Origin of the sequence: Kumtagia ephedrae (assembly GCF_003012745.1) — a bacterium.
In the GTDB taxonomy this organism is placed as follows: Bacteria; Pseudomonadota; Alphaproteobacteria; order Rhizobiales; family Rhizobiaceae; genus Kumtagia; species Kumtagia ephedrae.
In genome coordinates, this window is sequence record NZ_PXYK01000006.1 from 49,221 (window position 1) to 74,441 (window position 25,221).

29 protein-coding genes are annotated in these 25,221 nt (G+C 66.2%); 12 read left to right on the forward strand and 17 right to left on the reverse strand.

The window, feature by feature from the left end:
* Positions 1 to 153: 153 nt before the first annotated feature.
* A complete protein-coding gene (locus C7I84_RS07685; protein WP_106771783.1) occupies positions 154 to 879 on the reverse strand; it encodes a DsbA family protein in 726 nt (241 codons plus the stop codon).
* A 164-nt stretch (positions 880 to 1,043) separates the two neighbouring features.
* Positions 1,044 to 1,544, reverse strand: coding sequence for a DUF721 domain-containing protein (locus C7I84_RS07690; RefSeq protein WP_106771585.1), 501 nt, complete (start codon positions 1,542 to 1,544; stop codon positions 1,044 to 1,046).
* Between the two features lie 50 nt (positions 1,545 to 1,594).
* Here C7I84_RS07690 and mutY point away from each other — a divergent pair, with 50 nt between their 5' ends.
* The 3 genes from mutY to C7I84_RS07705 are packed head-to-tail and all read left to right on the forward strand — an operon-like array spanning position 1,595 to position 3,683.
* On the forward strand, positions 1,595 to 2,725 hold the full coding sequence (gene mutY / locus C7I84_RS07695; RefSeq protein ID WP_106771586.1) for an A/G-specific adenine glycosylase: 1,131 nt from the start codon (positions 1,595 to 1,597) through the stop codon (positions 2,723 to 2,725).
* Complete coding sequence (locus C7I84_RS07700; RefSeq protein WP_106771587.1) at positions 2,722 to 3,333, forward strand: HAD family hydrolase; 612 nt, start codon at positions 2,722 to 2,724, stop codon at positions 3,331 to 3,333. The genes mutY and C7I84_RS07700 overlap by 4 nt, the downstream gene beginning before the upstream one ends.
* Positions 3,330 to 3,683: a nuclear transport factor 2 family protein gene (locus tag C7I84_RS07705; protein ID WP_106771588.1), complete on the forward strand. Its 354-nt coding sequence runs from the start codon at positions 3,330 to 3,332 to the stop codon at positions 3,681 to 3,683. Before C7I84_RS07700 ends, C7I84_RS07705 begins: the two co-directional genes overlap by 4 nt.
* 46 nt (positions 3,684 to 3,729) lie before the next feature.
* Here the strand turns inward: C7I84_RS07705 and C7I84_RS07710 are convergent, their stop codons facing one another.
* The 3 genes from C7I84_RS07710 to C7I84_RS07720 all read right to left on the reverse strand — a co-directional run bounded on the left by C7I84_RS07710 (position 3,730) and on the right by C7I84_RS07720 (position 6,094).
* A complete protein-coding gene (locus C7I84_RS07710) occupies positions 3,730 to 4,617 on the reverse strand; it encodes an alpha/beta fold hydrolase (RefSeq protein WP_106771589.1) in 888 nt (295 codons plus the stop codon).
* Between the two features lie 56 nt (positions 4,618 to 4,673).
* On the reverse strand, positions 4,674 to 5,801 hold the full coding sequence (locus C7I84_RS07715) for a site-specific DNA-methyltransferase (RefSeq protein WP_106771590.1): 1,128 nt from the start codon (positions 5,799 to 5,801) through the stop codon (positions 4,674 to 4,676).
* A 104-nt stretch (positions 5,802 to 5,905) separates the two neighbouring features.
* On the reverse strand, positions 5,906 to 6,094 hold the full coding sequence (locus C7I84_RS07720; RefSeq protein ID WP_106771591.1) for a type II toxin-antitoxin system TacA family antitoxin: 189 nt from the start codon (positions 6,092 to 6,094) through the stop codon (positions 5,906 to 5,908).
* Between the two features lie 187 nt (positions 6,095 to 6,281).
* Here C7I84_RS07720 and C7I84_RS07725 point away from each other — a divergent pair, with 187 nt between their 5' ends.
* Positions 6,282 to 6,971, forward strand: a complete 690-nt coding sequence (locus C7I84_RS07725) for an HAD family hydrolase (protein WP_106771592.1) — start codon at positions 6,282 to 6,284, stop codon at positions 6,969 to 6,971.
* Between the two features lie 20 nt (positions 6,972 to 6,991).
* Here C7I84_RS07725 and C7I84_RS07730 read toward each other — a convergent pair whose 3' ends face one another.
* Entirely contained in the window at positions 6,992 to 7,570 is a 579-nt protein-coding gene (locus C7I84_RS07730) for a hypothetical protein (RefSeq protein ID WP_342587154.1), read from the reverse strand.
* Between the two features lie 134 nt (positions 7,571 to 7,704).
* Here C7I84_RS07730 and thrC point away from each other — a divergent pair, with 134 nt between their 5' ends.
* Genes thrC through C7I84_RS07750 form a run of 4 tightly spaced genes read left to right on the forward strand, consistent with a single transcriptional unit; the run spans position 7,705 to position 13,894 of the window.
* A complete protein-coding gene (gene thrC, locus C7I84_RS07735) occupies positions 7,705 to 9,108 on the forward strand; it encodes a threonine synthase (RefSeq protein ID WP_106771594.1) in 1,404 nt (467 codons plus the stop codon).
* Between the two features lie 5 nt (positions 9,109 to 9,113).
* Entirely contained in the window at positions 9,114 to 10,406 is a 1,293-nt protein-coding gene (locus C7I84_RS07740; protein ID WP_106771595.1) for a M16 family metallopeptidase, read from the forward strand.
* Positions 10,407 to 10,417: 11 nt separating this feature from the next.
* Positions 10,418 to 11,011: a GNAT family N-acetyltransferase gene (locus tag C7I84_RS07745; protein WP_106771596.1), complete on the forward strand. Its 594-nt coding sequence runs from the start codon at positions 10,418 to 10,420 to the stop codon at positions 11,009 to 11,011.
* 60 nt (positions 11,012 to 11,071) lie between these two features.
* Entirely contained in the window at positions 11,072 to 13,894 is a 2,823-nt protein-coding gene (locus C7I84_RS07750; RefSeq protein ID WP_165816030.1) for an EAL domain-containing protein, read from the forward strand.
* Here C7I84_RS07750 and C7I84_RS07755 read toward each other — a convergent pair.
* A complete protein-coding gene (locus tag C7I84_RS07755) occupies positions 13,885 to 14,490 on the reverse strand; it encodes a YqgE/AlgH family protein (protein WP_106771598.1) in 606 nt (201 codons plus the stop codon). The two genes, C7I84_RS07750 and C7I84_RS07755, sit on opposite strands and share 10 nt — an antisense overlap.
* 147 nt (positions 14,491 to 14,637) lie before the next feature.
* Here C7I84_RS07755 and C7I84_RS07760 point away from each other — a divergent pair, with 147 nt between their 5' ends.
* The 4 genes from C7I84_RS07760 (at position 14,638) to C7I84_RS29650 (ending at position 16,944) form a co-directional block, all read left to right on the forward strand.
* The gene (locus tag C7I84_RS07760; protein WP_165816022.1) at positions 14,638 to 15,441 is read left to right on the forward strand and encodes a protein-disulfide reductase DsbD domain-containing protein; all 804 of its coding nucleotides are present in this window, start codon (positions 14,638 to 14,640) and stop codon (positions 15,439 to 15,441) included.
* Between the two features lie 71 nt (positions 15,442 to 15,512).
* Complete coding sequence (locus tag C7I84_RS07765) at positions 15,513 to 15,995, forward strand: peroxiredoxin (protein ID WP_106771599.1); 483 nt, start codon at positions 15,513 to 15,515, stop codon at positions 15,993 to 15,995.
* On the forward strand, positions 15,995 to 16,474 hold the full coding sequence (locus C7I84_RS07770; protein WP_106771600.1) for a DUF2938 domain-containing protein: 480 nt from the start codon (positions 15,995 to 15,997) through the stop codon (positions 16,472 to 16,474). Before C7I84_RS07765 ends, C7I84_RS07770 begins: the two co-directional genes overlap by 1 nt.
* Positions 16,475 to 16,542: 68 nt before the next feature.
* Positions 16,543 to 16,944, forward strand: coding sequence for a hypothetical protein (locus C7I84_RS29650; RefSeq protein ID WP_133170071.1), 402 nt, complete (start codon positions 16,543 to 16,545; stop codon positions 16,942 to 16,944).
* Between the two features lie 33 nt (positions 16,945 to 16,977).
* Here C7I84_RS29650 and rnhA read toward each other — a convergent pair whose 3' ends face one another.
* The 10 genes from rnhA to ctaD form a co-directional block, all read right to left on the reverse strand.
* A complete protein-coding gene (gene rnhA / locus C7I84_RS07775; protein ID WP_106771601.1) occupies positions 16,978 to 17,496 on the reverse strand; it encodes a ribonuclease HI in 519 nt (172 codons plus the stop codon).
* Between the two features lies 1 nt (position 17,497).
* Positions 17,498 to 18,457: a homoserine kinase gene (locus C7I84_RS07780; protein ID WP_106771602.1), complete on the reverse strand. Its 960-nt coding sequence runs from the start codon at positions 18,455 to 18,457 to the stop codon at positions 17,498 to 17,500.
* Positions 18,457 to 19,467: a 4-hydroxy-3-methylbut-2-enyl diphosphate reductase gene (gene ispH / locus C7I84_RS07785; protein WP_106771603.1), complete on the reverse strand. Its 1,011-nt coding sequence runs from the start codon at positions 19,465 to 19,467 to the stop codon at positions 18,457 to 18,459. The genes C7I84_RS07780 and ispH overlap by 1 nt, the downstream gene beginning before the upstream one ends.
* Before the next feature lie 97 nt (positions 19,468 to 19,564).
* Complete coding sequence (locus C7I84_RS07790) at positions 19,565 to 20,311, reverse strand: SURF1 family protein (protein ID WP_106771604.1); 747 nt, start codon at positions 20,309 to 20,311, stop codon at positions 19,565 to 19,567.
* Positions 20,312 to 20,315: 4 nt separating this feature from the next.
* Positions 20,316 to 20,702, reverse strand: a complete 387-nt coding sequence (locus C7I84_RS07795; RefSeq protein ID WP_106771785.1) for a DUF983 domain-containing protein — start codon at positions 20,700 to 20,702, stop codon at positions 20,316 to 20,318.
* Positions 20,703 to 20,845: 143 nt separating this feature from the next.
* Positions 20,846 to 21,736, reverse strand: coding sequence for a cytochrome c oxidase subunit 3 (locus C7I84_RS07800; RefSeq protein ID WP_106771605.1), 891 nt, complete (start codon positions 21,734 to 21,736; stop codon positions 20,846 to 20,848).
* Between the two features lie 3 nt (positions 21,737 to 21,739).
* Positions 21,740 to 22,360: a cytochrome c oxidase assembly protein gene (locus tag C7I84_RS07805; protein WP_106771606.1), complete on the reverse strand. Its 621-nt coding sequence runs from the start codon at positions 22,358 to 22,360 to the stop codon at positions 21,740 to 21,742.
* Positions 22,361 to 22,363: 3 nt separating this feature from the next.
* Positions 22,364 to 22,519 carry a hypothetical protein gene (locus C7I84_RS29965; protein WP_165816023.1) on the reverse strand — a complete coding sequence of 52 codons (156 nt, stop codon included), beginning with the start codon at positions 22,517 to 22,519 and terminating at the stop codon, positions 22,364 to 22,366.
* Between the two features lie 6 nt (positions 22,520 to 22,525).
* Positions 22,526 to 23,470 (reverse strand): heme o synthase, encoded by a 945-nt coding sequence (locus C7I84_RS07810; protein ID WP_106771607.1) that lies wholly within the window; start codon positions 23,468 to 23,470, stop codon positions 22,526 to 22,528.
* 71 nt (positions 23,471 to 23,541) lie between these two features.
* Complete coding sequence (ctaD, locus tag C7I84_RS07815; RefSeq protein ID WP_106771608.1) at positions 23,542 to 25,194, reverse strand: cytochrome c oxidase subunit I; 1,653 nt, start codon at positions 25,192 to 25,194, stop codon at positions 23,542 to 23,544.
* Positions 25,195 to 25,221: the final 27 nt, after the last annotated feature.

A 25,221-nucleotide genomic window follows, 5' to 3' on the forward strand; every position in this document is an offset into this window, starting at 1 on the left:
CCTGAGCCGCGAGCGAAGCGAGCGGTCGAAGGGGAGGTCGGATGAGGGGTGTTGGACGGAGTGGAAACGTTGGCGATCCTGCCAACACCCCTCATCCGTCTTGGCGCTGCGCGCCAATCCACCTTCTCCCACAGGGGGAGAAGGGAAGGAGCGTCAGAGCATGCCGTCGATGATCGCCGACATTTCCTCAATCGACAAAGCCCCCTTGTACTGGTTCCCGTTGATGAAGAAGGTCGGCGTCGAGTCGACCTTGAATTCCTCGGCGCCGCGCGTCCGCACAGCCCTGATCTCGTCCAGAAGCTTCTGGTCGGTCAAGCAGGCCTCGAAGCTCTCCTGTGTAAAACCGGCAAGCTTGGAGATCTGCAGCAGCGCATCGCGAGCGTTTTCGGCGGCGGCCCAGCCCTGCTGCTGCTTGAACAGCACGTCGACCATCGGGAAATAATTGTCCTTGGAGCAGCGGGCGAGCATGAAGCCGGCCTCGGCGCGCGGATCGAAGGGGAACTCGCGCAGGATAAGCCGCGCCTTGCCGGTGTCGATATATTTGGTCTTGATCTCCGGCAGCGTCGTCTCGTGGAAATGCGCGCAGTGCGGGCAGGTCATGGAGGCGTATTCGACGATGGTCACCGGGGCGTCGGCCTTGCCGAGTGCCATGTCCGGCAGGGCGCCGGGCTCCAGCAGCTTGGCCATGTCGACCGTGCCGGCCGGCTCGGGTGCCTTCGCCGCCGTCGTCGTCGATGCCGTCGTGGTCGGCTCCGCAGGCTGGTCGGCGGCGGCGGTCGGCGTCTCGTCGCCGCCGTCGCTGCAGGCGGCGAGCACGGCGCCGGCGGAAAGCACCGCGAGCGAGGAAAGAACGGTTCTGCGCGAGACGGACCGGAGCATGCGAATCACCTGAAACGACGGGAGGATGATGAAGCTGGAATGCAACAAAAAGCGAGAGTTGGCGCGAAATAAGGCATTCCCGGGCGCGAACCAAGCGGCATCATGCCGCAAAGCTTCACGAAAATGCGAGTGCGGGCCCATTTTCGCGGTCGCGGCACCGGCGCCTAGCGCCGCCGCGTGCCCACCACGGCCTCGCCGAGCCGCTCCAGCGAGGCGCGCAGGCCCTCATCCTCGATCAGCCGCACCTTGCCCTCGATCGCGGAGCGTTCGGACGGCGAAACCGGCCGCGGCTTCCGCCGCAGCGCCCGTTCGGGCGCGGCTACCGGCTTCTGCACGATGCGGATGCGGTCGATCGCCTCGAAGCCGAGGAAGGAATTGACCCGGCCGATCACCTCGCCGGTCTCATGCTGCAGGTGCAGCGCCGCCAGCCCCTCGCAGGCGACAACCAGGACGGCCGGGCGGAACGCCTCGTCCTCGCTGACGCGGCGCGGCCATTGCAGTTTTTCCGGCCGCGACTTCGCGGCGATGCGCGGACCGACGATCTCCTCCCACGACTGTATCAGCCCGATCGACAGGCCCGCCCGCTTGCGCATGACGGGATCGAGCACCTGGCTCACGAGATCGCTCACCGGAACCGGATTGCCGAACGGCCTTTTCCCTGCCATGTCGTCCTCCAAGTCAGCCGATGCCAGCCTCAAGCCACGTTCCCGTGAAAATGGCAACCGCCAGCAGATCGATCATCGCCGACGCCGCCCCGCCGGACGTGGCCGCGCGCCTGCTCGCCTGGTACGACGCCCACCATCGCGACCTGCCCTGGCGGGTGCCTCCGGCCGAACTGAAGCGCGGCGTCCGTCCCGATCCATACCACGTCTGGCTGTCGGAAATCATGCTGCAGCAGACGACAGTCGAGGCGGTGAAGCCGTATTTTCGCGATTTCCTTGCCAAATGGCCGGATGTGCAGGCGCTCGCCGCCGCGCCGGCCGAGGACGTCATGCGCGCCTGGGCCGGCCTCGGCTACTATTCGCGGGCACGCAACCTGAAGGCCTGCGCGAACCTGGTCGCCACGTTGCCGGACGGCTTTCCCGACACGGAAGACGGCCTGCGGGCGCTGCCCGGCATAGGCGCCTACACGGCGGCGGCGATCGCGGCGATCGCCTTCGGCCGGCCGGCCGCCGTGGTCGACGGCAATGTCGAGCGGGTGACGGCGCGGCTGTTCGACATCCGGACGCCGCTCCCCGAAGCGAAGCCCGAGATCAGGGAACGCGTGGCGGAACTGGTGCCGGCCGACCGGCCCGGCGATTTCGCGCAGGCGATGATGGATCTCGGCGCGACGATCTGCACGCCGAAGCGGCCGCGCTGCATGCTCTGCCCGCTGCGCGCGGATTGCCGGGCGATCCTTTCCGGCGATCCGGAACTCTTGCCGCTCAAGGCGCCGAAGGCCGACAGGCCGAAGCGAAGGGGCGTCGCCTATGTGGCGGTGCGCGCCGACGGCGCGGTGCTGATGCGCACCCGGCCGGAAAAGGGCCTGCTCGGCGGCATGACCGAAGTGCCGAGCAGCGGCTGGGACGGCGGGCGCGCCGCGCCGAACGGCCGTGACGATCCGCCTTTTCCCGCCGACTGGCGCCGCGCCGGCACGATCGCCCACGTCTTCACGCATTTTTCACTCGACCTCGACGTCTTCCGCGCCGATGTCGGGCCGGCCGAGGCCCCGCCCGGCCATCGCTGGGTGGCGGCGCGCGACGTTGCCGGCGAGGCGCTGCCAACCGTCATGAAAAAGGCCATCGAGGCCGCGATACCCGGCGCGACCAGAAAGCAGCGCACGACAGCGAACCGAGGGACCATATGAGCGAAATCCGTCACATCGTCTTCGACATCGGCAAGGTGCTGGTCCACTACGATCCCGACCTGCCGTTCAGCCGGCTGATCCCCGATGCGACTGATCGCAAATGGTTCTTCGACAATGTCTGCACGGCGGACTGGAACATCGAGCAGGACCGCGGCCGCTCGTGGGAGGAGGCGGAGGCGCTGCTGATCGCCGAACACCCGGCCCATCAGGAAAACATCCGCAATTTCCGCCGCTGCTGGCACGAGATGGTGCCGCACGCCTACGACGACACCGTAGGCATCATGGAGGGGCTGATCGAGGCCGGCCACGACGTGACGATGCTGACCAATTTCGCCGCGGACACCTTCGTCGAGGCGCGCAAACGCTTCGATTTCCTCGACCGTCCGCGCGGCGTCACCGTCTCCGGCGAGGTCCGCATGATCAAGCCCGAGCGCGGCATCTACGAGCTTCACGCCGCGAGCTTCGGCCTGGACCCCGCGCGGACGCTGTTCATCGACGACAGCCAGAAGAACGTCGACGGAGCGATCGCCGCCGGCTGGCAGGCGGTGCTGTTCACCGATGCCGCGACGCTGCGCCGGGATCTCGGCGCGAGACGCATCGAGGCATGAGCGATCCCGTCGACGTCCTGCGGCGCTACCACGACGCCATCGACGCACTGGACTATGCCGCGATCGAGGCGTTCTTCGCCGAAGACGCGAGCTATGCGTCGAAGGGCGTCGGCGCGCTGAAGGGAAAGGCGGCGATCATGGCGGCGTTCCGCCGATATTTTTCGGAGCATCCCGACCAGGTCGCGCATGACGACCGTGTCGAGAAGCTCGGTGAGACGTCGGCCCGGTCAAGCTGGCATCTGGAGGCGACCAGCGCCACGACCGGCGAAAAGCTGGTCCGCAAGGGCGAGGAGACGATTTTCCTCGACGCCGAAGGCAAGATCGAGCGCGTCGACGTCCACGACGCGTGAACGCGCCCGGTTGTCCCCGTGCCGCGTTCGTTTCGCGGCACCGGGTTCAACCATGTACCCGGCCGAGAAAATCCCGGACCAGCGCCACCACCTCATCCAGATGCGTCTCGAGCAGCCAATGCCCGGCGTCGAGCAGATGAAGCTCGGCGTCGGGCAGGTCTCTGAGATAGGCACGCGCCGATTTTTCCGGCATGTAGCCGTCATGCGGACCCCAGACGATCAGGGTCGGCGGCCGGTGCTCGCGCAGATAGGCCTGGTAGCGGGGAAACCAGTCGAGATTTTCCTTCAGGCCTTCCATCAGGCCGACGGCTATCTGCTTGCGCGTCGGCGTCACCAGCGGCCATGACAGTTTCCACAGGTCCGGCGGTATGGTCTCAGCCAGTTCCCGCGTAACCTCGTTGAGGAATTCTTCGCGGAATCCCTGCTCGCTGACCGCGTCCTCCAGCACCTTCCGGCTTTGCGGCGTCGGCTCGGCGAAGTGGTCGAGCAGGCCCTCGTATTTCGGGCCGAGCGCGTCCTCGTAGATGTCGCCGTTCTGGATGATCAGCGCCGCGATGCGCCGCGGATCCTCCATCGCCAGGCGCAGGCCGATCTGCGAGCCGTAGTCGTGCAGATAGATGGCGAAGCGGGCGACGCCCATTTCCTCGACGAACTGGCCGAGGAAGCGCGTATAGCCGGCGAAGCTGTAATCGAATCCGTCCGGCGTATCGCTGAAGCCCTGGCCGGGAAAGTCCGGCGCGAGCAGCCGCCAGCGATCGGCAAGCGCCGGCATGAAGTTGCGGAACTCGAAGGACGATGACGGATAGCCGTGCGGCAGGAGCACGACGGGCGCACCCATAGGCCCGGCCTCGCGGTAGAAGGTGCGCACGCCGCCGACATCGGCATAGCGGTGGCGGACGCGTCTGTCCGGGTGGGCGGTAGCGTGATCGGGCATGGCCGGCTCCTCCGTGGAGCCGGCAAAACCACGCGGGACGGCGTTCGTTCCGCCGATTACGCCCCTGCCCGCTCCATGCCGAGGCGGGCGATGCGGCGCAACTCGTCGATCGCGGTCAGCCCGCCATTGCGCTCGTAGTGCCAGAAGGTCCAGCCGTTGCAGGCGTCGAGTTCCTGCACCTGCGCGCCGACGCGGTGGATCGAGCCGACGCGGTCGCCGGCCGCGATGGTGCCGTCGGCGCGCACCTTGGCCACCCAGCGCTTCCTGGCGTCATAGAGGAACATGCCGGGCCGCACGATACCGGCATCGATCAGGCTGACGAAGGCGACGCGCGGCTCGGCGCGCTTGCCGGTGAGCAGCGACAGGTCGACGCTGGGCAGCGGCACCACGGCATCGATACGCTCGCGCGCGGCGTCGATATAGGCCTGCTCGCGCTCGATGCCGACGAAATGGCGGCCGAGACGTTTCGCCACCGCGCCGGTCGTGCCCGAACCGAAGAAGGGATCGAGCACGACGTCGCCGGGCTTGGTCGAGGCCATCATGACGCGCGCCAGCAGCGCCTCCGGCTTCTGCGTCGGATGCAGCTTGTTGCCGCTGTCGTCCTTCAGCCGCTCGGCGCCGGTGCAGATCGGGAACAGCCAGTCGGAGCGCATCTGCACGTCGTCATTGGCTGCCTTCAGCGCGTCGTAGTTGAAGGTGTAGCCCTTGGCGGCGGCGTCGCGCGAAGCCCAGATCATCGTCTCGTGCGCGTTCTGGAAGCGGCGCCCGCGGAAATTCGGCATCGGGTTGGTCTTGCGCCAGACGATGTCGTTCAGGATCCAGTAGCCGAGATCCTGCATCGCCGCGCCGACGCGGAAGATGTTGTGGTAGGAGCCGATCACCCAGATGGTGCCGTTGGGCTTCAGCACCCGGCGGGCCGCGAGCAGCCAGGCGCGGGTGAAGGCGTCGTAGGCGGCAAAACTCTCGAAGCGATCCCAGTCGTCATCGACCGCGTCGACCTTGGACTGGTCGGGGCGATGCAGGTCGCCGTTGAGCTGGAGATTGTAGGGCGGGTCGGCGAAGATCGCGTCGACGCTCCTTTCGGGAAGCCTGTCGAGCGCGGCGACGCAGTCGCCCTTCAGGATGGTGTCGAGCCAGGGAGCTTCGGCCGGCTGGAAGGACGAGACGGCGAGAGACGCTTGCATGCTGCTACCCGAATACGCGTGACTGTTTACCCGCCGTTATGGTTACCGTTTCGCGTAAATTTTTAATGAAGCGGGAGCAGTCGAGGATCGGTCAATGCTCGCCGTCAAACCTTGTCCCAAGGCGCTGGCGTCTGCATCGTCCTACGGAGTCGGTCGTTTGACTGGGGTGGCATATCCAGCCTTGCCAGGAATTGAGCGAACGCCTGGGGCTCGAGTTCGATGATCAGTCGATCGATCAAGTCGCACTCCTCGTCCAGGCTGTGACCTGTCGCAGTCTTCTGGGTACTCGCCATTGAAGTCTCCTGATCTCAAGAATAAAGCAACCTTGCTGTTCGAACCAGCATCTTCGCTGGACCGGACGAACCACTCGCGCATCCGATACAACAGCGCCGAAATTTGCCGATTGCCGGCGCATGGTGTATGCGGCGCGGGAAACGGCGACCCACCCCGCATCCTCTCCCCTCCCGATCCGCGAAGCTCATGAACCAGCCAGACCTCGTCATTTTCGACTTCGACGGAACGCTCGTCGATTCCGAGATCATCGCCGCCCGCGTCGAGGCCGACCTGCTCACCCGCGCCGGGTTTCCGATCACCGGCGAGGAGATGTGCGTGCGCTATGCCGGCCTTACCTTCAAGGACATCATGCTGAGGATCGAGGAGGAGGCGCATGTGCCGCTGCAGGCCTCGCTGATCGGCGAGGCCGAGGTGCTGGTCGACCGCAAGCTGCGCGCCGAGGTGCGCATGATCGACGGCGCGCGGGCCGCGGTCGCCGCGGTCGGGGCGAAAAGATGCATCTGCTCGAATTCGCGCACCGAGCGGATCCGCTTCATGCTGGAGAAGACCGGGCTCGACCATCTGTTCGGCGCGGACGACGTCTTCTCGGCGCTGAGCACGCCGAGCGGCAGGCCGAAGCCGGCGCCCGACGTCTTCCTGCACGCGGCAAAGCACTATGCGGCCGACCCGGCCAACACCTTCGTCGTCGAGGATTCGGTGCACGGCATCCACGGCGCCAAGGCTGCCGGCATGCGCGTCATCGGCTTCACGGGTGCGGCCCACACCTATCCCGGCCACGCCGACATGCTGACCGATGCCGGCGCCGAGACGGTCATCCACCGCTGGTCGGATTTCCGCGGGGTCCTCGCCGCGCTGGCGGAATGGTCGGACGCCTGACCGGGGCGGCGGTGATCCTCCTACTGGGCCGATGCGCTCTTCTTCGGCGGTCCCTCGTCAAAGCCGGCGAAGATCTGGATGTTCTGCTGCGACGGCTCGGGAATGGTGATGTTCGGGTCGTTGAACATGAACTGCGTGGCGGTCGAGGAATCGGCACTCGCCGCCTGGTGCTTGTGAAGCTGGGAATAGAGGATGGTGTCGCCCTGCACCACGGCGATGCGGATCGGCACGGTGGCGCTCGCCGAGCCGCCGGCCGGCCCGGGAACGACCCGACCGGCGACGGCGACGTTGATGGTCAGATTGCCGCCGGAGCGCGAGCAGGCGCGCGTGACGTCGGTGATGGAGGCCTGGTATTGCAGCTTCGTCGGGTCGTCCTGGCCGCCCTTGGCGTAGCTGTTGAAATAGGCCGTCCCGTCGCGCAGCGTGACGCGCGGGCAATAGCCGCGCAGCTCGCTTTCCAGAACCTTGCCCTGCGGCGGCTTCGCGTCCCCGCCGCCCGAGCTCCCCAGAAGACTGCCCCCGTCGCCGGACTGGCAGCCCGCGACGGCGAAAATAAAGCCGGACACGATGAGGCCCGGCACGATACGTCGGTTAGCCAAACGAAACTCCATATACCGCTCTTCCCACCCGCAAAGCGTTTGCTCTATAGCAACGGCGCGTCCGAAATGCGACGGGTGGCGCGGCGATTTGCACAAACGGGCCATCCGAACGGTCTCGCAGGGAGCCATTGACGATGAGATATGTCAGCACGCGCGGCAGCGCTCCGACGCTCGGTTTTTCCGATGCGGTGCTATCCGGACTGGCGCGCGACGGCGGGCTCTATGTCCCCGATGCATGGCCGGAACTGTCGCCCGCCGAGCTTCGCGCCCTGCGCGGCCTCTCCTATCCCGAGCTGGCGATCCGGCTGCTCACGCCCTTTCTCGGTGGCGAGATCGACCGGCCGACCTTCGGCAGGATCGTGCGCGAGGCCTATGCCAGCTTCCGCCACGAGGCCGTCTGTCCGCTGGTGCAGCTCGACGGCCGGACATTCGCGCTGGAACTCTTCCACGGCCCGACGCTCGCCTTCAAGGACGTGGCGATGCAGCTTCTCGGCCGCCTCATGGACCATATCCTGGCCGAGCGCGGCGAGCGCGCCACGATCGCCGCGGCGACCTCCGGCGACACCGGCGGCGCGGCCATCGAGGCTTTCGCCGACCGCGAGCGCACCGACATGTTCGTGCTCTTCCCGCATGGCCGCGTCTCGCCGGTGCAGCAGCGGCAGATGACCACGTCCACGGCCGCCAACGTCCATGCGCTCTCCATCGAGGGCAATTTCGACGACTGCCAGGGGCTGGTGAAGGACATGTTCAACGACCATCGCTTCCGCGATGGCGTGTCGCTGTCCGGCGTCAATTCGATCAACTGGGCGCGCATCATGGCCCAGATCGTCTACTACTTCTCCTCGGCGCTCTCGCTGGGCAGCCCGGACCGGCCGGTCTCCTTCACCGTGCCGACCGGCAATTTCGGCGACATCTTCGCCGGCTACGCCGCCAAGCGCATGGGCCTGCCCATCGACCGGCTGGTCATCGCCACCAACGACAACGACATCCTGGCGCGCACGCTTTCATCCGGCGAATACCGGACGCGCGGCGTCGTCGCCACCACCTCGCCGTCGATGGACATCCAGGTCTCCTCGAATTTCGAGCGGCTGCTGTTCGAGGCCTCCGGCCGCGACAGCGGCGCGGTAATCCGCTCCATGAACGGACTGAAGCAGTCCGGCGGCTTCACCATCGACACCCCGACTCTCTCGGCGATCCGCGGGGATTTCGACGCCGGCCGCGCCTCCATGGCGGAGACCGCCCAGACCATCGGCCGGACGCTGAAGGCCAGCGGCTACCTGCTCGATCCGCATACGGCGACCGCCGTTCACGTCGCCTCGCAACAGCTGACGGAGAGCCCGATGATCGTGCTCGCCACCGCCCATCCGGCAAAATTCCCGGATGCCGTCAAGGCGGCATCGGGCGTGTTTCCCGCCCTACCGGAGTGGCTGTCGGGCCTGATGGACGCAGAGGAAAGATACACGGTACTTCCCTCCGACCTGAAAATGGTGGAAGATCACATTAGCCGACACGCACGTGCGGCGCGCCAGGGAGTTTGATCTTGATGGGTGTTGAGGTAAGCCGTCTGTCGAACGGCCTGACAGTCGCGACCGAAACCCTTCCCAGCATCGAAACCGTCGCCCTGGGCGTCTGGGTCAAGTCCGGCGCCCGCAACGAGCGCGACGAAGAGCACGGCATGGCCCACCTGCTCGAGCACATGGCCTTCAAGGGCACCAGCGGCCGCAGCGCCTTCCAGATCGCCTCGGACATCGAGAATGTTGGCGGCGAGATCAACGCCGCGACAAGCGTCGAGACCACGTCCTTCTATGCCCGCGTGCTCGGCGGCGACGTGCCGCTCGCCATCGACATCCTCGCCGACATCCTGCAGGACTCGACCTTCGACCCCGACGAGCTCGAGCGCGAGCAGCACGTCATCCTGCAGGAGATCGGCGCGGCCTTCGACACGCCGGACGACATCGTCTTCGACAAGTTCACCGAGACCGCCTACCGCCAGCAGACGATCGGCCGCTCGATCCTGGGCACGCCGGACACGGTGCGCTCCTTCACCTCGCGGCAGCTGCACGCCTTCATGGAGCGGCAGTACGGCGCCGACGACATGGTGGTGGTGGCGGCCGGCGACGTGAGACACGACGCCTTCGTGCGCGAGGTGGAGAAGAAGCTCGGCGGCTTCCGGCCCAAGGCGCGCAGCGTCGTTCCGCATCCGGCGCACTATGTCGGCGGCGACTTCCGCGAAGAGCGCGACCTGATGGATGCGCAGATCGTGCTCGGCTTCGAGGGCCGCGCCTATCACGTGCGCGACTTCTACGCCTCGCAGGTGCTGTCGATGATCCTGGGCGGCGGCATGTCGTCCCGCCTGTTCCAGGAGGTGCGCGAAAAGCGCGGCCTCTGCTATTCGGTCTACGCGTTCCACTGGGGCTTCTCCGACACCGGCATCTTCGGCGTGCATGCGGCGACGGGCCAGGGCGACATCGCCAGGCTCGTGCCGGTGATCATCGAGGAGTTGCAGAAGAGCGGCGAGCGGATCGACCAGTCCGAGCTCGACCGCGCGCGCGCCCAGTATCGCGCCGGCCTCATCATGTCCGCCGAAAGCGCCGCCAGCCGCGCCTCGCAGATCGCCAGGCAGATCCTGCTGTTCGGCCGGCCGATCAGCAAGGAAGAGCTGATGGAGCGGCTTTCCGCGTTGACGGTGGAGCGGCTGACCGACCTGTCGGCACGGCTGTTCTCGACGCTGCCCACGGTGGCGGGCATCGGGCCGGTGGGATCCCTGCCCTCCTACGAGGCGATCCGCGATTCGCTGGTCGGCGCCGCCCCCGCGGTTCGCAAGCTCGCCGTCTGACGTCCTGATGCATGATCGCGCTTCCCTTCTTCCGCCGCGACTTTCCGTCGCTGAAGGGTGAACGTGTCGTCCTGCGCATGCCGGCCTCCGGCGACTATCGCGAATGGGCGGCGCTGCGCGCCGAAAGCCGCCGTTTCCTCGAGCCGTGGGAGCCGCGCTGGGCCAGCGACGAACTCGACTGGCCGTCCTGGCGCCAGCGGCTCCACCGCTACCGCGAGGACTTCCACCAGGGCATCGGCGTCGGCTTCTTCATCTTCGAGGCCTCCTCCTGCAAGCTGATGGGCGGCATCACCATAGGCAATGTACGCTACGGCGTCTCGCAGAGCGGCCAGATCGGCTACTGGATCGGCGAGCGCTACGCCGGCAAGGGCTACATGCCCGAGGCGCTGCGCCTTGTCGCCGGCTACGCCTTCGATACGCTTCGGTTGCACCGCATCGAGGCCGCCTGTATTCCCGACAACACACGATCCATCCGCGTGCTTGAAAAAGCCGGATTCCAGCGCGAGGGACTGCTGCGATCCTATCTCAGGATCAACGGCATCTGGCACGACCACTATCTCTACGCCCTGATCGCCGACGATCGCGGCGCCGCCCTGAAGGACTGATTGTTGCAGTTTTCCATCCGATACCTGATCGCCCTTCTGGGCGCGGTGCTGCTCAGCCTGATGGCTGTCGCGCCGGGCTATGCCATCGAGCCGATCAAGATCGCGCGCGACGACGTGGCGCTGGACCTTTCCGGCGCGCTGGAGATCCATCGCAGCCAGGGCCAGAACTTCCAGGTCTCGACGGCGCCCGGCCCCGACGGCATCGTGCGGCGCATCGAGGTGGAGGCCAAGGACGCGGCATCGGGCGACTGGGCCGTCTTCGCGCTCGCCAACACCACCGACCAGCAGATCGACAAGCTGATCGTGGCGCCGCATTTCAGGCTGGTGAATTCCGGCCTGTTCTGGCCCGATCTCGGCTCGAGCCGCATCGCCGCCATCACCCCCAGCGAAGGCTTTGCGCTGGACCGGCAGGTCAGCCCGGACGCCGACGTCTTTCAGGTCACTCTGGACCCCGGCGCCGTGGTGACCTTCGTGGCCGAGCTGGCGTCGCCGCGCCTGCCGCAGGTCTATCTGTGGGCGCCCGACGCCTACAAGGACTCCATCAATTCCTACACGCTCTACCGCGGCATCGTCATCGGCATCGCCGGCCTGCTGGCGCTGTTCCTGACCATCCTGTTCGTGGTCAAGGGAACCTCGATGTTCCCGGCCACGGCGGCACTCTCCTGGGCGGTTCTCGCCTATATCTGCGTCGATTTCGGCTTCGTCAACGAGGTGATCGAGATCACGCCGGGCAGCCAGCAGATCTGGCGGGCCGGAACGGAAGTGGCGCTGGCGACCACCTTCGTGGTGTTCCTGTTCGCCTATCTCAACCTCAACCGATGGCACGGCCATTTCAGCTATGGCGCGCTGCTGTGGATCGCCGGACTGGCGCTGATCGCCGGCGTCGCCGTCGTCGACCCGGCGGTCGCGGCCGGCACGGCGCGCGTCTCCTTCGCAGCCACGGCGGCGGTCGGGCTCGGGCTGATCGTCATGCTCGGCTTCCGCGGCTACGACCGCGCCATCATGCTGGTGCCGAGCTGGGTCATGGTGCTCGCCTGGATGACGGCGTCGTGGATGGCGATCACCGGCGTCCTCAACAACGACATCGTGCAGCCGGCGCTGGGCGGCGGCCTGGTGCTGATCATCCTGTTGATCGGCTTCACCGTCATCCAGCACGCCTTCGCCGGCGGCGCCCTGCACCAGGGCCTGTTCAGCGATCTCGAGCGGCAGGCGCTGGCCGTCGCCGGATCCGGCGACACCGTTTGGGACTGGGACGTGCTGCGCGACCGGGTGACGACGCGCCCCGATGTCAGCCTGCCGCTCGGCCTCTCGCCCAACGCGCTCGGCGGCCCCGCCCGCACCTGGCTGCCGGTGCTGCACGCCGACGACCGCGACAGCTTCCGCACCACGCTCGACGTGGTGCTGGAGCACCGGCGCGGGCGCGTGATGCAGCATTTCCGCCTGCGCGGCGCCGACGGCCACTATCACTGGTTCGCCCTCAAGGCGCGGCCGGTGGTGGGATCGGACGGCGAGGTCATTCGCTGCGTCGGCACGCTGGTCGACATCACCGAGCAGAAGAAGTCGGAGGAGCGGCTGCTGCAGGACGCCGTGCACGACAACCTCACCGGCCTGCCCAACCGCGAGCTGTTCCTGACCCGGCTGGAAACGGTGATCTCCATCGCCAAGACCGAGGAGACGGTGCGCCCGACCGTGCTCGTCATCGACATCGACCGCTTCAAGCAGGTCAATGACGGCCTCGGCATCTCCGCCGGCGACACCATCCTGCTGACCATCGCGCGCCGCCTGCACAGGCTGCTGAAGCCGGCTGACGCGCTGTCGCGCTTCTCCGGCGACCAGTTCGCCTTCATGCTCCTGTCCGAGCAGGATCCGGCGCGCATCGCCGCCTTCGCCGATTCGATCAAGCAGGCGATCCGCACGCCCGTGAACTTCGCGAAGCGCGAGATCATCCTCACCGCCTCGGTCGGCCTCGTCACTTGGACGACGACACAAGGCACCGCCGCCGACATGGTCAAGGACGCCGAGCTCGCCATGCAGCAGGCGAAGCGTTTCGGCGGCGACCGTATCGAGCCGTTCCGCCCGGCCTTCCGCTCCGTCGGCACCGACCGGCTGCAGCTCGAATCCGACCTGCACCGTGCCGTCGAGCGCAAGGAGCTGACGCTCGTCTACCAGCCGATCGTGCGGCTGGAGGACCGTTCCGTCGCCGGCTTCGAGGCGCTGCTCAGATGGGAGCATCCGCGCCGCGGTGCCATCCCGCCCTCCGACTTCATCCCGGTCGCCGAAAACAGCGGGCTGATCGTCCAGCTCGGCCTGTTCGCCATGCAGCGCGCCGCCGAGGATCTGGCGTCCTGGCAGACGCAGATCGGCGAGACGCCGCTGTCGGTCTCGGTCAATCTGTCAAGCCGGCAGCTTCTGCGCCGCGACCTCGTCAGCGACGTGCGCTCGGTGGTGGCACGCGCCAACATCAAGCCGATCTGCTTCCGCCTGGAGCTCACCGAGTCGCTGGTGATGGACAATCCCGAGCAGAGCGCGCATGTGCTCGCAAAGCTGAAGAAGCTCGGCATCGGCCTGTCGATCGACGATTTCGGCACCGGCTATTCGTCGCTCTCCTATCTCACCCGCTTCCCGTTCGACACGATCAAGATCGACAAGAGCTTCCTGGAGGACCCCTCGCCCAAGCGCGCGGTGCTGCTGAAGTCCATGGTCAGCATGGCGCACGAGCTCGGCATGGCGGTGGTGGCGGAAGGCATTTCGGACGAACGCGACGCGCTGGAGCTCAGGCAGATGGGCTGCGAGTTCGTGCAGAGCTACATGTTCGGCGCGCCGATGCCGGCCGATGCGGCGCTGAAGATGCTGAAGGAGCAGTACCCGGCCGTTCAGGCGTGACCGGCGACCGGGCTGAGATGCGCGAGGTCGATGCCGAGCGAGGCGATCACACGGTCGTATTTCCGGTCCATGTCGGCATCGAACAGAAGATCCGGACCGGCCGGGCAGGTCAGCCAGCCGTTCTCCTGAATCTCCCTTTCGAGCTGGCCGGCGCCCCAGCCGGAATAGCCGAGCGCCATCAGCGCCTGTCTCGGCCCCCTTCCCTTCGAGATGGCGCGCAATATGTCGATGGTGGCCGTAAGGCAGATGTCCTGCGACACCGGCAGCGAGGATTCGACGCGATAGTCGCCGGTGTGCAGCACGAAGCCGCGGCTGCGATCGACCGGCCCACCATTGCGCACGACGAAATTGCGGGCGGAATCGGGAAGCCTGATCGCCTCGCGCTCGTCCATCAGGCCGAGCTGGACGAGCAGGTCGGGAAACAGCATCTGCTGGGCCTGGTTGATGATGAGCCCCATCGCCCCTTCCTCGCTGTGGGCGCAGACATAGATGACCGCGCGGGCGAAACGGTCGTCCTTCATCCCGGGCATGGCGATCAGGAAATGCCCGTCGAGGAAACCGCGCTTGGCCGAGGCTTTGTGCTTCAGGATGTCCATGCCCCAAAGTAACGTTTTTTTCGCCCGCTTGAAAGACGGCTTTGCAGAGGCTAAGCGCCGGCGGCCTGATTCGAGTCACGTAAAAATGACCCTGAGGCGACGACCCCGGCCATTGCAAATGGCCGGCCGCATCGGCAAACCCGCGCCATGAAGATGCTCCGCCCACTGGCGGCCTCGGCCGCCGCTTCGTTTCTGCTGTGCGGCGGCGCGCTCGCCTCGTCGAGCCCGTGGATCGAGGTGGAGGGCGGAAGCGTGCGGCTGGTGACCAGCGGCAGGCCCGATGCCGAGGGCCGGCTGCAGGGTGTTCTCGACATAAAGCTGTCGCCGGGCTGGAAGACCTACTGGCGCGATCCCGGCGCCGCCGGCGTGCCGCCGACGATCGACATCTCCACCAGCCGCAACGTCGTCGGCGCGTCGCTCGACTTCCCGGCTCCCGAGCGCCACCACGACGGCACCTTTTCCTGGGCCGGCTACAGCCGGCCCGTTGGGCTTCCCGTCACCTTCCAGCTCGACGATCCGACGCTGCCGGCAACCGTCGGCGCCACCATCTTCCTCGGCATATGCGAAACCATCTGCGTTCCGGTCAAGGCGACGCTGGCGCTCGACCCCGACGCCGATCCCGACAATCCCGACGACGTGGCGCTGGTCTCCTCCGCCCGCGCCGGCCTGCCCGCCCCTGCGACGCCGGACTTCGGCGTCCGCGTGGTCGGCATGGAAGGCAAGAATCTCGTGGTCGAGGCCATTTTTCCCGGATCGGCGGACGGCGCCGACCTCTTCGTCGCCGCCGACAACGGCTACGCCTTCGAGGAGCCGAAAAAATCCGAGAGGGATGGCCGGACCTATTTTACCATCCCCGCCGTCCGGCCGGACACGCCGCCGGAGGGCGACGGGCTGCACTATACGCTGGTGACCGCGGGCGGCGCCGTCAGCGGCATCCTTCCCTATTTCTGAAGGAGCCGATTGCGGAGCCGACGGTTAGCGCGTAATCGGTCCAGGTATTTCCCAGAGGACGGAGAGACAGGATGACGATCACGGTCGGCGAAAAACTGCCGGAAGCCAGCTTCAAGGTCATGACGGCGGACGGCGCCAAGACGCTGACCACGGCGGACGTGTTCTCGGGCAAGAAGGTCGTGCTGTTCGCCGTGCCCGGCGCCTTCACCCCGACCTGCAGCAACAATCACCTGCCCGGCTACCTGGAGAACCGCGACGCCATCCTGTCGCGCGGCGTCGACACGATCGCGGTCGTCGCCGTCAACGACCAGTTCGTCATGGCCGCATGGGCGCGCTTCTCCGGCGCGGAGGACAAGATCCTGTTCCTGGCCGACGGCAGCGGCGACTTCGTCAGGGCGATCGGCCTCGACGCCGATTTCAGCGCCAACGGCATGGGCCTGCGCTCCAAGCGCTTCTCGATGATCGTCGACGACGGCAAAGTCACCCAGCTCAATGTCGAGACCCAGTCGGGCGTCAGCGAGTCGGGCGCGGCAAAGATCCTCGAGCAGCTCTGATGGCCGACATGCTGTGGCGCGCCGTGGCGATCGGGATCGGCGCCACCGCCCTGATGGATATATGGGCGATCCTGCTGAACCGGCTGTTCGGCCTCGGCCTGCCGAAATGGGATCTCGTCGGCCGCTGGGTCTGGCACCTCGGCGGCGGCAAGGTCTTTCACGACGACATCGGCAAGGCGGCGCCCTACAAGCACGAGCTGGCGCTTGGCTGGGCGTTCCACTATGCCGTCGGCATCCTCTACGGCATCGTCCTGGTGGCGTTCGTCGGGTCCGGCTGGCTTGCCGCGCCGACCTTCCTGCCGGCCTTCATCCTCGGCATCGTCACCGTCGGCGCCGGCTGGTTCCTGCTGGCGCCCGGCATGGGCGGCGGCTGGGCCGCCTCGAAACACCCCAACCCGACGCAGGCGCGGGCGCTCAACCTGGTCGCCCACACCGTCTTCGCCCTCGGCCTTTTCGGCACGGCGTTGCTGATCCGGTAACAGCGTGCCAAATAGTGCTATGCTGCAAGCTCGCTTGGGGACGGGCTGCACACTAGCGGGGGGGGCGCATGGAGCGTGCGATAGCGGCTGTATTTCTGTTGCTGACTGGAAGCTTGGCTTCAGCAGCTGACCAATCCAGAAACGACGCCGTACGGAAGTGCTCCCAGTTACATTCTCAGATAAACAAAGCTGAGAACGCAACTTATTGCGAATGCGTAGTGGACGTATCTCAATCATTGGTTGATAACGATCCAATTTTCAATATATATCTGAAATCTACCGATGAAAACTCTGCGCTGCGCGCATTCGATGATTTGGTATATTCTACTGTCTACGATCATCACAACTTCTCTTCCATCAAGGAAAAGAAAGAATTCATTCAAGGTAAATCAAAGCTTTTTGTAAGCCGCGTTAAGAAAGCATGCGGCAATTCTCTGGAACCTTCCTCCGGCGTTCGTAAACCAACATAAGACAGCAGACAGCGCGGGACCTACTCTCCGGCCTCAATAGCTCTGCGTCGAGCGCCGCGGCTTTCGCGGCGCCGGGGCCGCGCCGCCGGCCAGCGGATCGGCGGGCCGCGACGGCTTCTTCTTGAACGGCGCCATGCCCATGCGGGCGAGTTCGTCGGCCCGCTCGTTCTCCGGATGGCCGGCATGGCCCTTGACCCAGTGCCACGTCACCTTGTGGCGGCGCGTCGCCTCGTCCAGCGCCTGCCACAGCTCGGCATTCTTCACCGGCTGCCTCGACGCGGTCTTCCAGCCGTTCTTCTTCCAGCCGTGGATCCAGCCGGAGATGCCGTCGCGCACGTAGTTGCTGTCGGTATAGAGGTCGACCGTGCAGGGCTCCTTCAACGCGTTCAGCCCTTCGATCGCCGCCATCAGTTCCATACGGTTGTTGGTGGTGGCCGCCTCGCCGCCCGACAATTCCCTGACCGTGTCGTTGAAGCGCAGGATCGCGCCCCAGCCGCCCGGCCCTGGATTGCCCGAGCAGGCGCCGTCGGTGAAGATCTCGATCTGCTTCATGTCAGAACCCGTATTCGGCGGCGGAGCGGATGTTGCGGTGGAAGCGCAGGCGCCGCACGAATTCCAGCGGGTCGCGCTTCTGCACCAGGGCGCCGTCGGGAATGGTCAGCCAGTCGTAGAGCCTGGTCAGCATGAAGCGCAGTGCCGAGCCGCGCGCCAGAAGCGGCAGCGCCTCGACCTCCGCCTGCTCCAGCGGCCGCACCGAGCGGTAGCCGGCGAGCAGCGCCGTGCTCTTGGTGAGGTTGTAGGAATGATCCTTCTCGAAGCACCAGGCGTTGAGGCAGGTGGCGAGATCGTAGGCGTAGAAGTCGTTGCAGGCGAAATAAAAATCGATCAGACCCGACAGTTTTTCGCCCAGAAAGAACACATTATCGGGAAAAAGATCGGCATGAATGATGCCTGAAGGCAGGTTTTCGGGCCAGTTTCGCTCGAGCTCGGCGAAGTCGCGGTCGACCTCGGCGACAAGGCCGGGCTCGACCTCGTCGGCACGGTCGCGGGCGCCGGCCCACAGCTTTCGCCAGCCGTCGATCTGCAGCGCGTTCGGCCGCGTCAGCGGGAAATCGGCGCCGGCGATGTGCATGGCCGCCAGCGCCCTGCCGACCTCGCGGCATTGCGCAACGGTCGGGCGGCGCATCCACATGCCTTCGAGGAAGGTGATCAGCGCCGCCGCGCGCCCGGCCAGCTCCCCGACCAGCGCGCCGTCCCTGCGGTGCACCGGCAGCGGGCAGACGATGCCCTTCCTGGCCAGATGGTCCATCAGGCCGAGGAAGAAGGGCAAATCCTGCCGCTCCACCCGCTTCTCGTAGAGGGTGAGGATATAGGCGCCGGAGGTCGTGTGGAGCAGGTAGTTGGAGTTCTCGGAACCCTCGGCGATGCCCTTGTAGGACAGGAGATCGCCGACCGCGTAGTTGCGGAGGAACGCTGCCAGCTCGCCTTCCGAAACGTCGGTATAGACCGCCATCAGTTACCGCCGTTCACGAAGGCCATGTCGGCCGCTGTCAGCTCGACGTCGCGCAGGGCCCGCATCACCGGAAAGTTCTCCAGCTCGGTCGCCGTCACGGCAAGGTCGAGCCTGACGTCGAAACGCTCGCGGAAGGCGTCGATGATCTCGCCGACGATGATCTCCGGCGCCGAGGCTCCGGCCGACAGGCCGACGGTGGCGACCGCGCCGATCTCGTCCCACGGGATTTCCGAGGCGCGCTGCACCAGCAGCGACATTTTCGCGCCGGCGCGCTCGGCGACCTCGACCAGCCGCTTGGAGTTGGACGAATTGGGGGCACCGACGACGAGGAAGAGGTCGGCGCCGGGCGCCGCCTCCTTCACCGCTTCCTGGCGGTTGGTGGTGGCATAGCAGATCGATTCGGCGGCGGGTGCCTTGAGGTCGGGAAAGCGCTGCTCCAGCGCCTTGAGCAGCCCGGCCGTGTCCTCGACCGACAGCGTCGTCTGGGTGACGAAGCCGAGGGCCGACGCATCCTCCGGCTCGAACCGGTCGATGTCGGCTTCCGTCTCGATCAGCGTGACGGCACCGGGCGGCAATTGCCCCATCGTGCCGATGACCTCCGGATGGCCGGCATGGCCGATGAGCAGAACATGGCGGCCGAGCCGCTGGTGGCGCATCGCCTGCTTGTGCACCTTGGATACCAGCGGGCAGGTCGCGTCGAGATAGAAGAGATTGCGCGCCACCGCGTCGGCCGGCACCGATTTCGGTACGCCGTGGGCCGAGAACACCACCGGCGCGTCGCGATGCTCGGCCGGGATTTCGTGGAGTTCCTCGATGAACACCGCGCCGAGCTGCTGCAGGCCCTCGACCACGTAGCGGTTGTGCACGATCTCGTGGCGCACATAGACCGGGGCGCCATATTTCTTCAGCGCCAGCACGACGATCTGGATGGCGCGGTCGACCCCCGCGCAGAAGCCGCGCGGCTGACAGAGCCGGATGGTGAGTGGTGGTTTGATCGGTAGGGCTGGCATGGCGGGTGGTTGCTTTCAGGCGCCGACTTGAAGGGTCGACCCCTGCCCTGTCAAGGGCCGCGACCTTCTGCCGACCAGCGATGCGCTACGCAAATCGTCACGGACGCTTGCGCCGGCCGTAGAGCCACAGCGCCGTGACGCCGGCCAGCGCCGCCGCCAACCCGTACCAGGTCAGCGCGTATTGCAGGTGATTGTTGGGCAGGTCGATCATCGTCACCCCGCCGATCGGCAGGCCGCCCGGATTGGGCGTGCCGTCGGCATCGATGAAGAAGGGCAGGACGTCGGCGCGGCGCGGCAAATCGGCCGACCACGCCATGGCGTTGAGGTCCTTCCAGTAGAAGACGTTCTTCCAGGGCTCGTTGTCCGGCACGATGGACGACGGCTTTGCCGGCAGCGGATTGCGGCCGAGTCCCTTCACCGTCACCTCGCCCTCGACCTGCGACGCCGGCCGCGAGGCCGCCTCCTTCAGCGCATAGGGCACGAAGCCGCGGTTGACGAAGACGAAGCGGTTGTAGGGCAGGCGCAGCGGCGTGTAGACATAGAAACCCGACTGCCCCTTGTGGGTCGCCAGGAAATGGCGCTCGCCGCTGTTGAGGAAGGTACCGCGCAGCTCCACCGGCCAGTAGTCGACGTCGCCGCTGCGGGCATAGCGCGCCTCGAGCGAATCGATCGAGATCGGCGGCTGGGCGATGCGGTCGTGGATGGTGGCGATCAGCCCTTCCTTCCAGTGCAGACGCTCCACCTGCCAGGTGCCCAGCGCGACCAGGGCGGCGAAGGCCAGCGCCGACAGGGCCACCAGCAGCCACGGGAACGGCCTGTCGTCTTGAACCGGGCCGACCGTCATGACACTACTCCGGCCGGTCGAGCCGACCTTCGGCCGCCTTGTTGCGATACTGCAGCGAAATCAGCATGCCCTTGATGAGACGCAGCGCCGAGAGACTTAGCGCTATCGTCAGCGGAATCCACAGCAGGAAATGCAGCCACAGCGGCGGGCCGTAGGAGACCTCCGTCCACAGCGCCAGGCCGACGATGACGAAGCCGACGATCAGGATGACGAAGACGGCCGGACCGTCGCCGGCATCGGCGAAGGAATAGTCGAGCCGGCAGACGCCGCAGGCCGGTGCGACCGTCAGGAAGCCGGAGAACAGACGGCCTTCGCCGCAGCGCGGGCAGCGCCCCTTCAGCCCGACGCTGAAAGGGTCGACCGGAGGCCAGTGCGCCTTGTCCTCGACCATGTCCATGTCTCCTGCGTGCGGCGTAAACGCGCCACCTGCCTCAGCGATCCAAATCCGGCGGATTTAGGAACGCGCGGCCTTCCGGAAAAGCAGAGGGGCGGCCATGCTGCCATGACCGCCCCTGTAGAAACCCTGTCCGGCCGTCAGTGGCCCGCCGCGATCGGCGCGCCGGAGGACGCCCACACATAGATGCAGGCGAACAGGAACAGCCAGACGACGTCGACGAAGTGCCAGTACCAGGCGGCCGCCTCGAAGCCGAAATGCTGCTTCGAGGTGAAGTCGCCGCGCATGGCGCGGATCAGGCAGACCAGCAGGAAGATGGTTCCGATGAAGACGTGGAAGCCATGGAAGCCGGTCGCCATGAAGAAGGTCGCGCCGTAGATGGAGTCGGCGAAGGCGAAGGGTGCATGCATGTACTCGTAGATCTGGACGAAGGAGAACAGCACGCCAAGCCCGACGGTCAGCACCAGGCCGTTGATGAGGCCCTTGCGGTCGTCATGCAGCAGCGCGTGGTGCGCCCAGGTGACCGTCGTGCCCGACAGCAGCAGGATGATGGTGTTGTAGAGCGGCAGATGGAAAGGATCGAGCACCTCGATGCCCTTCGGCGGCCAGACACCGCCGGTGAACTCGGCGCGCGTCACCTGATGCACCTCGTTAGGGAACAGGCTGGCGTCGAAGAAGGCCCAGAACCAGGCGACGAAGAACATCACCTCGGAGGCGATGAACATGATCATGCCGTAGCGCAGGTGCAGCGACACCACACGGGTGTGGTGGCCCTCATGCGCTTCCTTGATGGTGTCCGACCACCAGCCGTACATGGTGTAGAGGATCACCAGAAGCCCGATGGCGAAGATGAAGTAGCGGGCGCTGGCGAAATCCATCCCGAAAAGATGAAGGCTGCCGCCCTTCAGGTACTGCATCCAGGCGACGCCGCCGAGGGCAGCGATCAGCGCCCCGACGGAACCCAGGAACGGCCACGGGCTGGGATCGATGATGTGATAGTCGTGGTTCGGTTTCGCGTGCGCGTCTGCCATGTCTCAGCCCCCGATTTTTTCGTCGGCAGTTTTGCCCGTCTTTCCGGTCGCGGCGGCGGCCTTGGGGGCGGCCGGCTCGATCGGGAAGAAGGTGTAGGAAAGGGTGATGGTCTTCATGTTCTTCAGCTCGGGCACGTCCTCGATCGCCGGATCGACGTAGAAGACGACCGGCATGTCGATCGTTTCGCCCGCGTTGAGCGTGGTGTCGGTGAAGCAGAAGCACTCCACCTTGTTGAAATAGGCGCCGGCGAGCTCCGGCGTGACGTTGAAGGTGGCGCGGCCGGCCGACGGACGGTCGAACAGGTTGGTCGCCTTGTAGGCGATCTGCGTCGTCTCGCCGATCTTCATGGTGACGTCGCGCTGCACCGGCTGGAAGTCCCACGGCACGCCGCCGGCGACATTGGCGTCGAAGCGCACGGTGACGGTGCGGTCGAGCACCCGGTCGGAATACTGGGTGACGCGCTGGGTGGTGCCGCCGTAGCCGGTGATCTGGCAGAACATCGCGTAGAGCGGCACGGCGGCATAGGCCATGCCGACCATGCCGGCGAAGAAGGCCACGCACACGGCCGCCACCATGCGGTTCGACCGCTCGACGCGCGCATCCACGGGCTTCGCCTCGGCCATGCCTCAGAAGCTCCGCTCGATGACGGCCGGCCCCATGCGCACCACGCTGACGGCGTAGACGACGACGACGAAGGCGACGAGCGCCAGCGCGATCGCGACCGAGCGGCTGCGGCGGGCCTTGAGCTGCGCCTCGGTGGGCTTGACGGTTTCGATTTCCATGACCAATCAGACTCCCGGCAGGCCGAACGCACGTTCGGCGACGGTGTCCGCCAGATAGACGGCGAAGATCGCGAACAGATAGAGCAGCGAATAGGCGAACAGCAGCTTCGCCGGTCGCATCTCGCGGTCGCCGTCGGCCATGCGCAGCACCTTCCAGGCATACCAGACGAAGCCCGCGCCCAGCACCGCGGCAACCGCGCCATAGGGGGCGCCGGCATAGTCCAGCCACCAGGGCAGCAGGCCGACGATCGCGACGACGACCGAATAAGCGAATATCTGGCGCCGCGTCGAGGCCGCACCGGCGACGTTCGGCATCATCGGGATGCCGGCGCGGCCATACTCGTCGGCCTTGAACAGCGCCAGCGCCCAGAAATGCGGCGGTGTCCACAGGAAGATGATGAGGAAGAGGATGACCGGCTCGAGCGTGACCGAGCCCGTCGCCGCGGCCCAGCCGATCACCGGCGGGAAGGCGCCGGCGGCACCGCCGATGACGATGTTCTGCGGCGTCCAGCGCTTCAGCCACATCGTGTAGATGACGGCGTAGAAGAAGATGGTGAAGGCAAGCAGCGAGGCGGCCAGCCAGTCGACGAGGAAGCCCAGCGCCATGACCGACAGGACCGACAGCACCAGGCCGAAGGCCAGCGCCTCGCCCGGCTTGACCCGGCCGGCCGGCACTGGCCGGCTCGCGGTGCGCCGCATCAGCGCGTCGATATCGGCGTCGTACCACATGTTCAGCGCGCCCGAGGCGCCGGCGCCGATGGCGATCGACAGGATCGCGGTGAGCGCGATGAAGGGATTGACGGCCACGGGTGCCGCGACCATTCCGACGAAGGCGGTGAAGACCACAAGCGACATCACGCGCGGCTTGAGCAGCGCGAAGAAGTCACCGGCGGTCGCTTCCGACATGCCGGCGCCGCGGTCCTCCAGAATGGTCCTGTTCAAGAAAGCCATGCGTACGAAATTCGCTTTCCGTTTGGCTGCCGCCGCCGGTCGCCCGGCGGCGGAATGTCATTGCAGCGCCGCTACTTGATCTTCGGCAGCTGCTCCCACTGGTGATAGGGCGGCGGCGAGGAGAGCTGCCACTCCAGCGTCGTCGCGCCCTCGCCCCACGGGTTGGCGCCGGCGACGCGCTTCTTGGAGAACGCCTCGAAGACGCCGAACAGGAAGATCAGCACGCCGATGGCGGCGATGTAGGAGCCGTAGGACGAAACCATGTTCCAGCCCGCATAGGCATCGGGATAGTCGATGTAGCGGCGCGGCATGCCGGCCAGGCCGAGGAAATGCTGCGGGAAGAACACCAGGTTGACGCCGATGAAGGTCACCCAGAAATGGGTGCGGGCGATCAGCGGCGAGTACATGTAGCCGGTCATCTTCGGGAACCAGTAGTACCAGCCCGCGAAGATGGCGAAGACGGCGCCGAGCGACAGCACGTAGTGGAAGTGCGCCACCACGTAATAGGTGTCGTGCAGCGAGCGGTCGAGGCCGGCATTGGCGAGCTGCACGCCGGTGACGCCGCCCACGGTGAACAGGAAGATGAAGCCGATCGCCCACAGCATGGGGGTGCGCATCGAGATCGAGCCGCCCCACATGGTGGCGATCCACGAGAAGATCTTCACGCCCGTCGGCACCGCGATCACCATGGTGGCGAACACGAAGTAGCGCTGCGTGTCGAGCGAGATGCCGGTGGTGTACATGTGGTGGGCCCACACGACGAAGCCGACGGCGCCGATCGCCACCATGGCGTAGGCCATGCCGAGATAGCCGAAGATCGGCTTTCTCGAGAAGGTCGAGACGATGTGGCTGACGATGCCGAAGCCCGGCAGGATCAGGATGTAGACCTCGGGGTGACCGAAGAACCAGAACAGGTGCTGGAACAGGATCGGGTCACCGCCGCCGTCCGGCGCGAAGAAGGTCGTGCCGAAATTGCGGTCCGTCAGCAGCATGGTGATGGCGCCCGCCAGCACCGGCAGCGACAGCAGCAACAGGAAGGCGGTGATCAGCACCGACCAGGCGAACAGCGGCATCTTGTGCAGCGTCATGCCGGGCGCGCGCATGTTGAAGATGGTGGTGATGAAGTTGATGGCGCCGAGGATCGACGAGGCGCCGGCGATGTGCAGCGCCAGGATCGCCAGGTCCATGGCCGGTCCGGGCTGGCCGGAGGTCGAGAGCGGCGGGTAGATCGTCCAGCCGCCGCCGACGCCGTAGCCGCCGGTCGGGCCGGGCACGAACATGGAGAGCAGCAGCAGCAGGAAGGCCGGCGGCAGCAGCCAGAAGGAGATGTTGTTCATGCGCGGGAACGCCATGTCCGGGGCGCCGATCATGATCGGCACCATCCAGTTGGCGAAGCCGCCGATCAGCGCCGGCATGACCATGAAGAAGATCATGATCAGCGCATGGCCGGTGGTGAACACGTTGAACATGTGCTTGCCGCCGTCGATGGCGGCGTCGCCCTCGAAGCCGTAGACCATCTGGGCGAGACCGGTGAAGATCTGGATGCCCGGCTCGGCGAGCTCCCAGCGCATCATCACTGACAGGAAGCCGCCGATGATGCCGGCGCAGATCGCGAAGATCAGGTAGAGCGTGCCGATGTCCTTGTGGTTGGTCGAATAGACCCAGCGGACCCAACCGCGCGGCTTGTGGTCGTGATGGTCTTCGTGAGCTGCAGCGCCTGCCATGTTCCGCTCCGTTCCCTAATTTCTGCC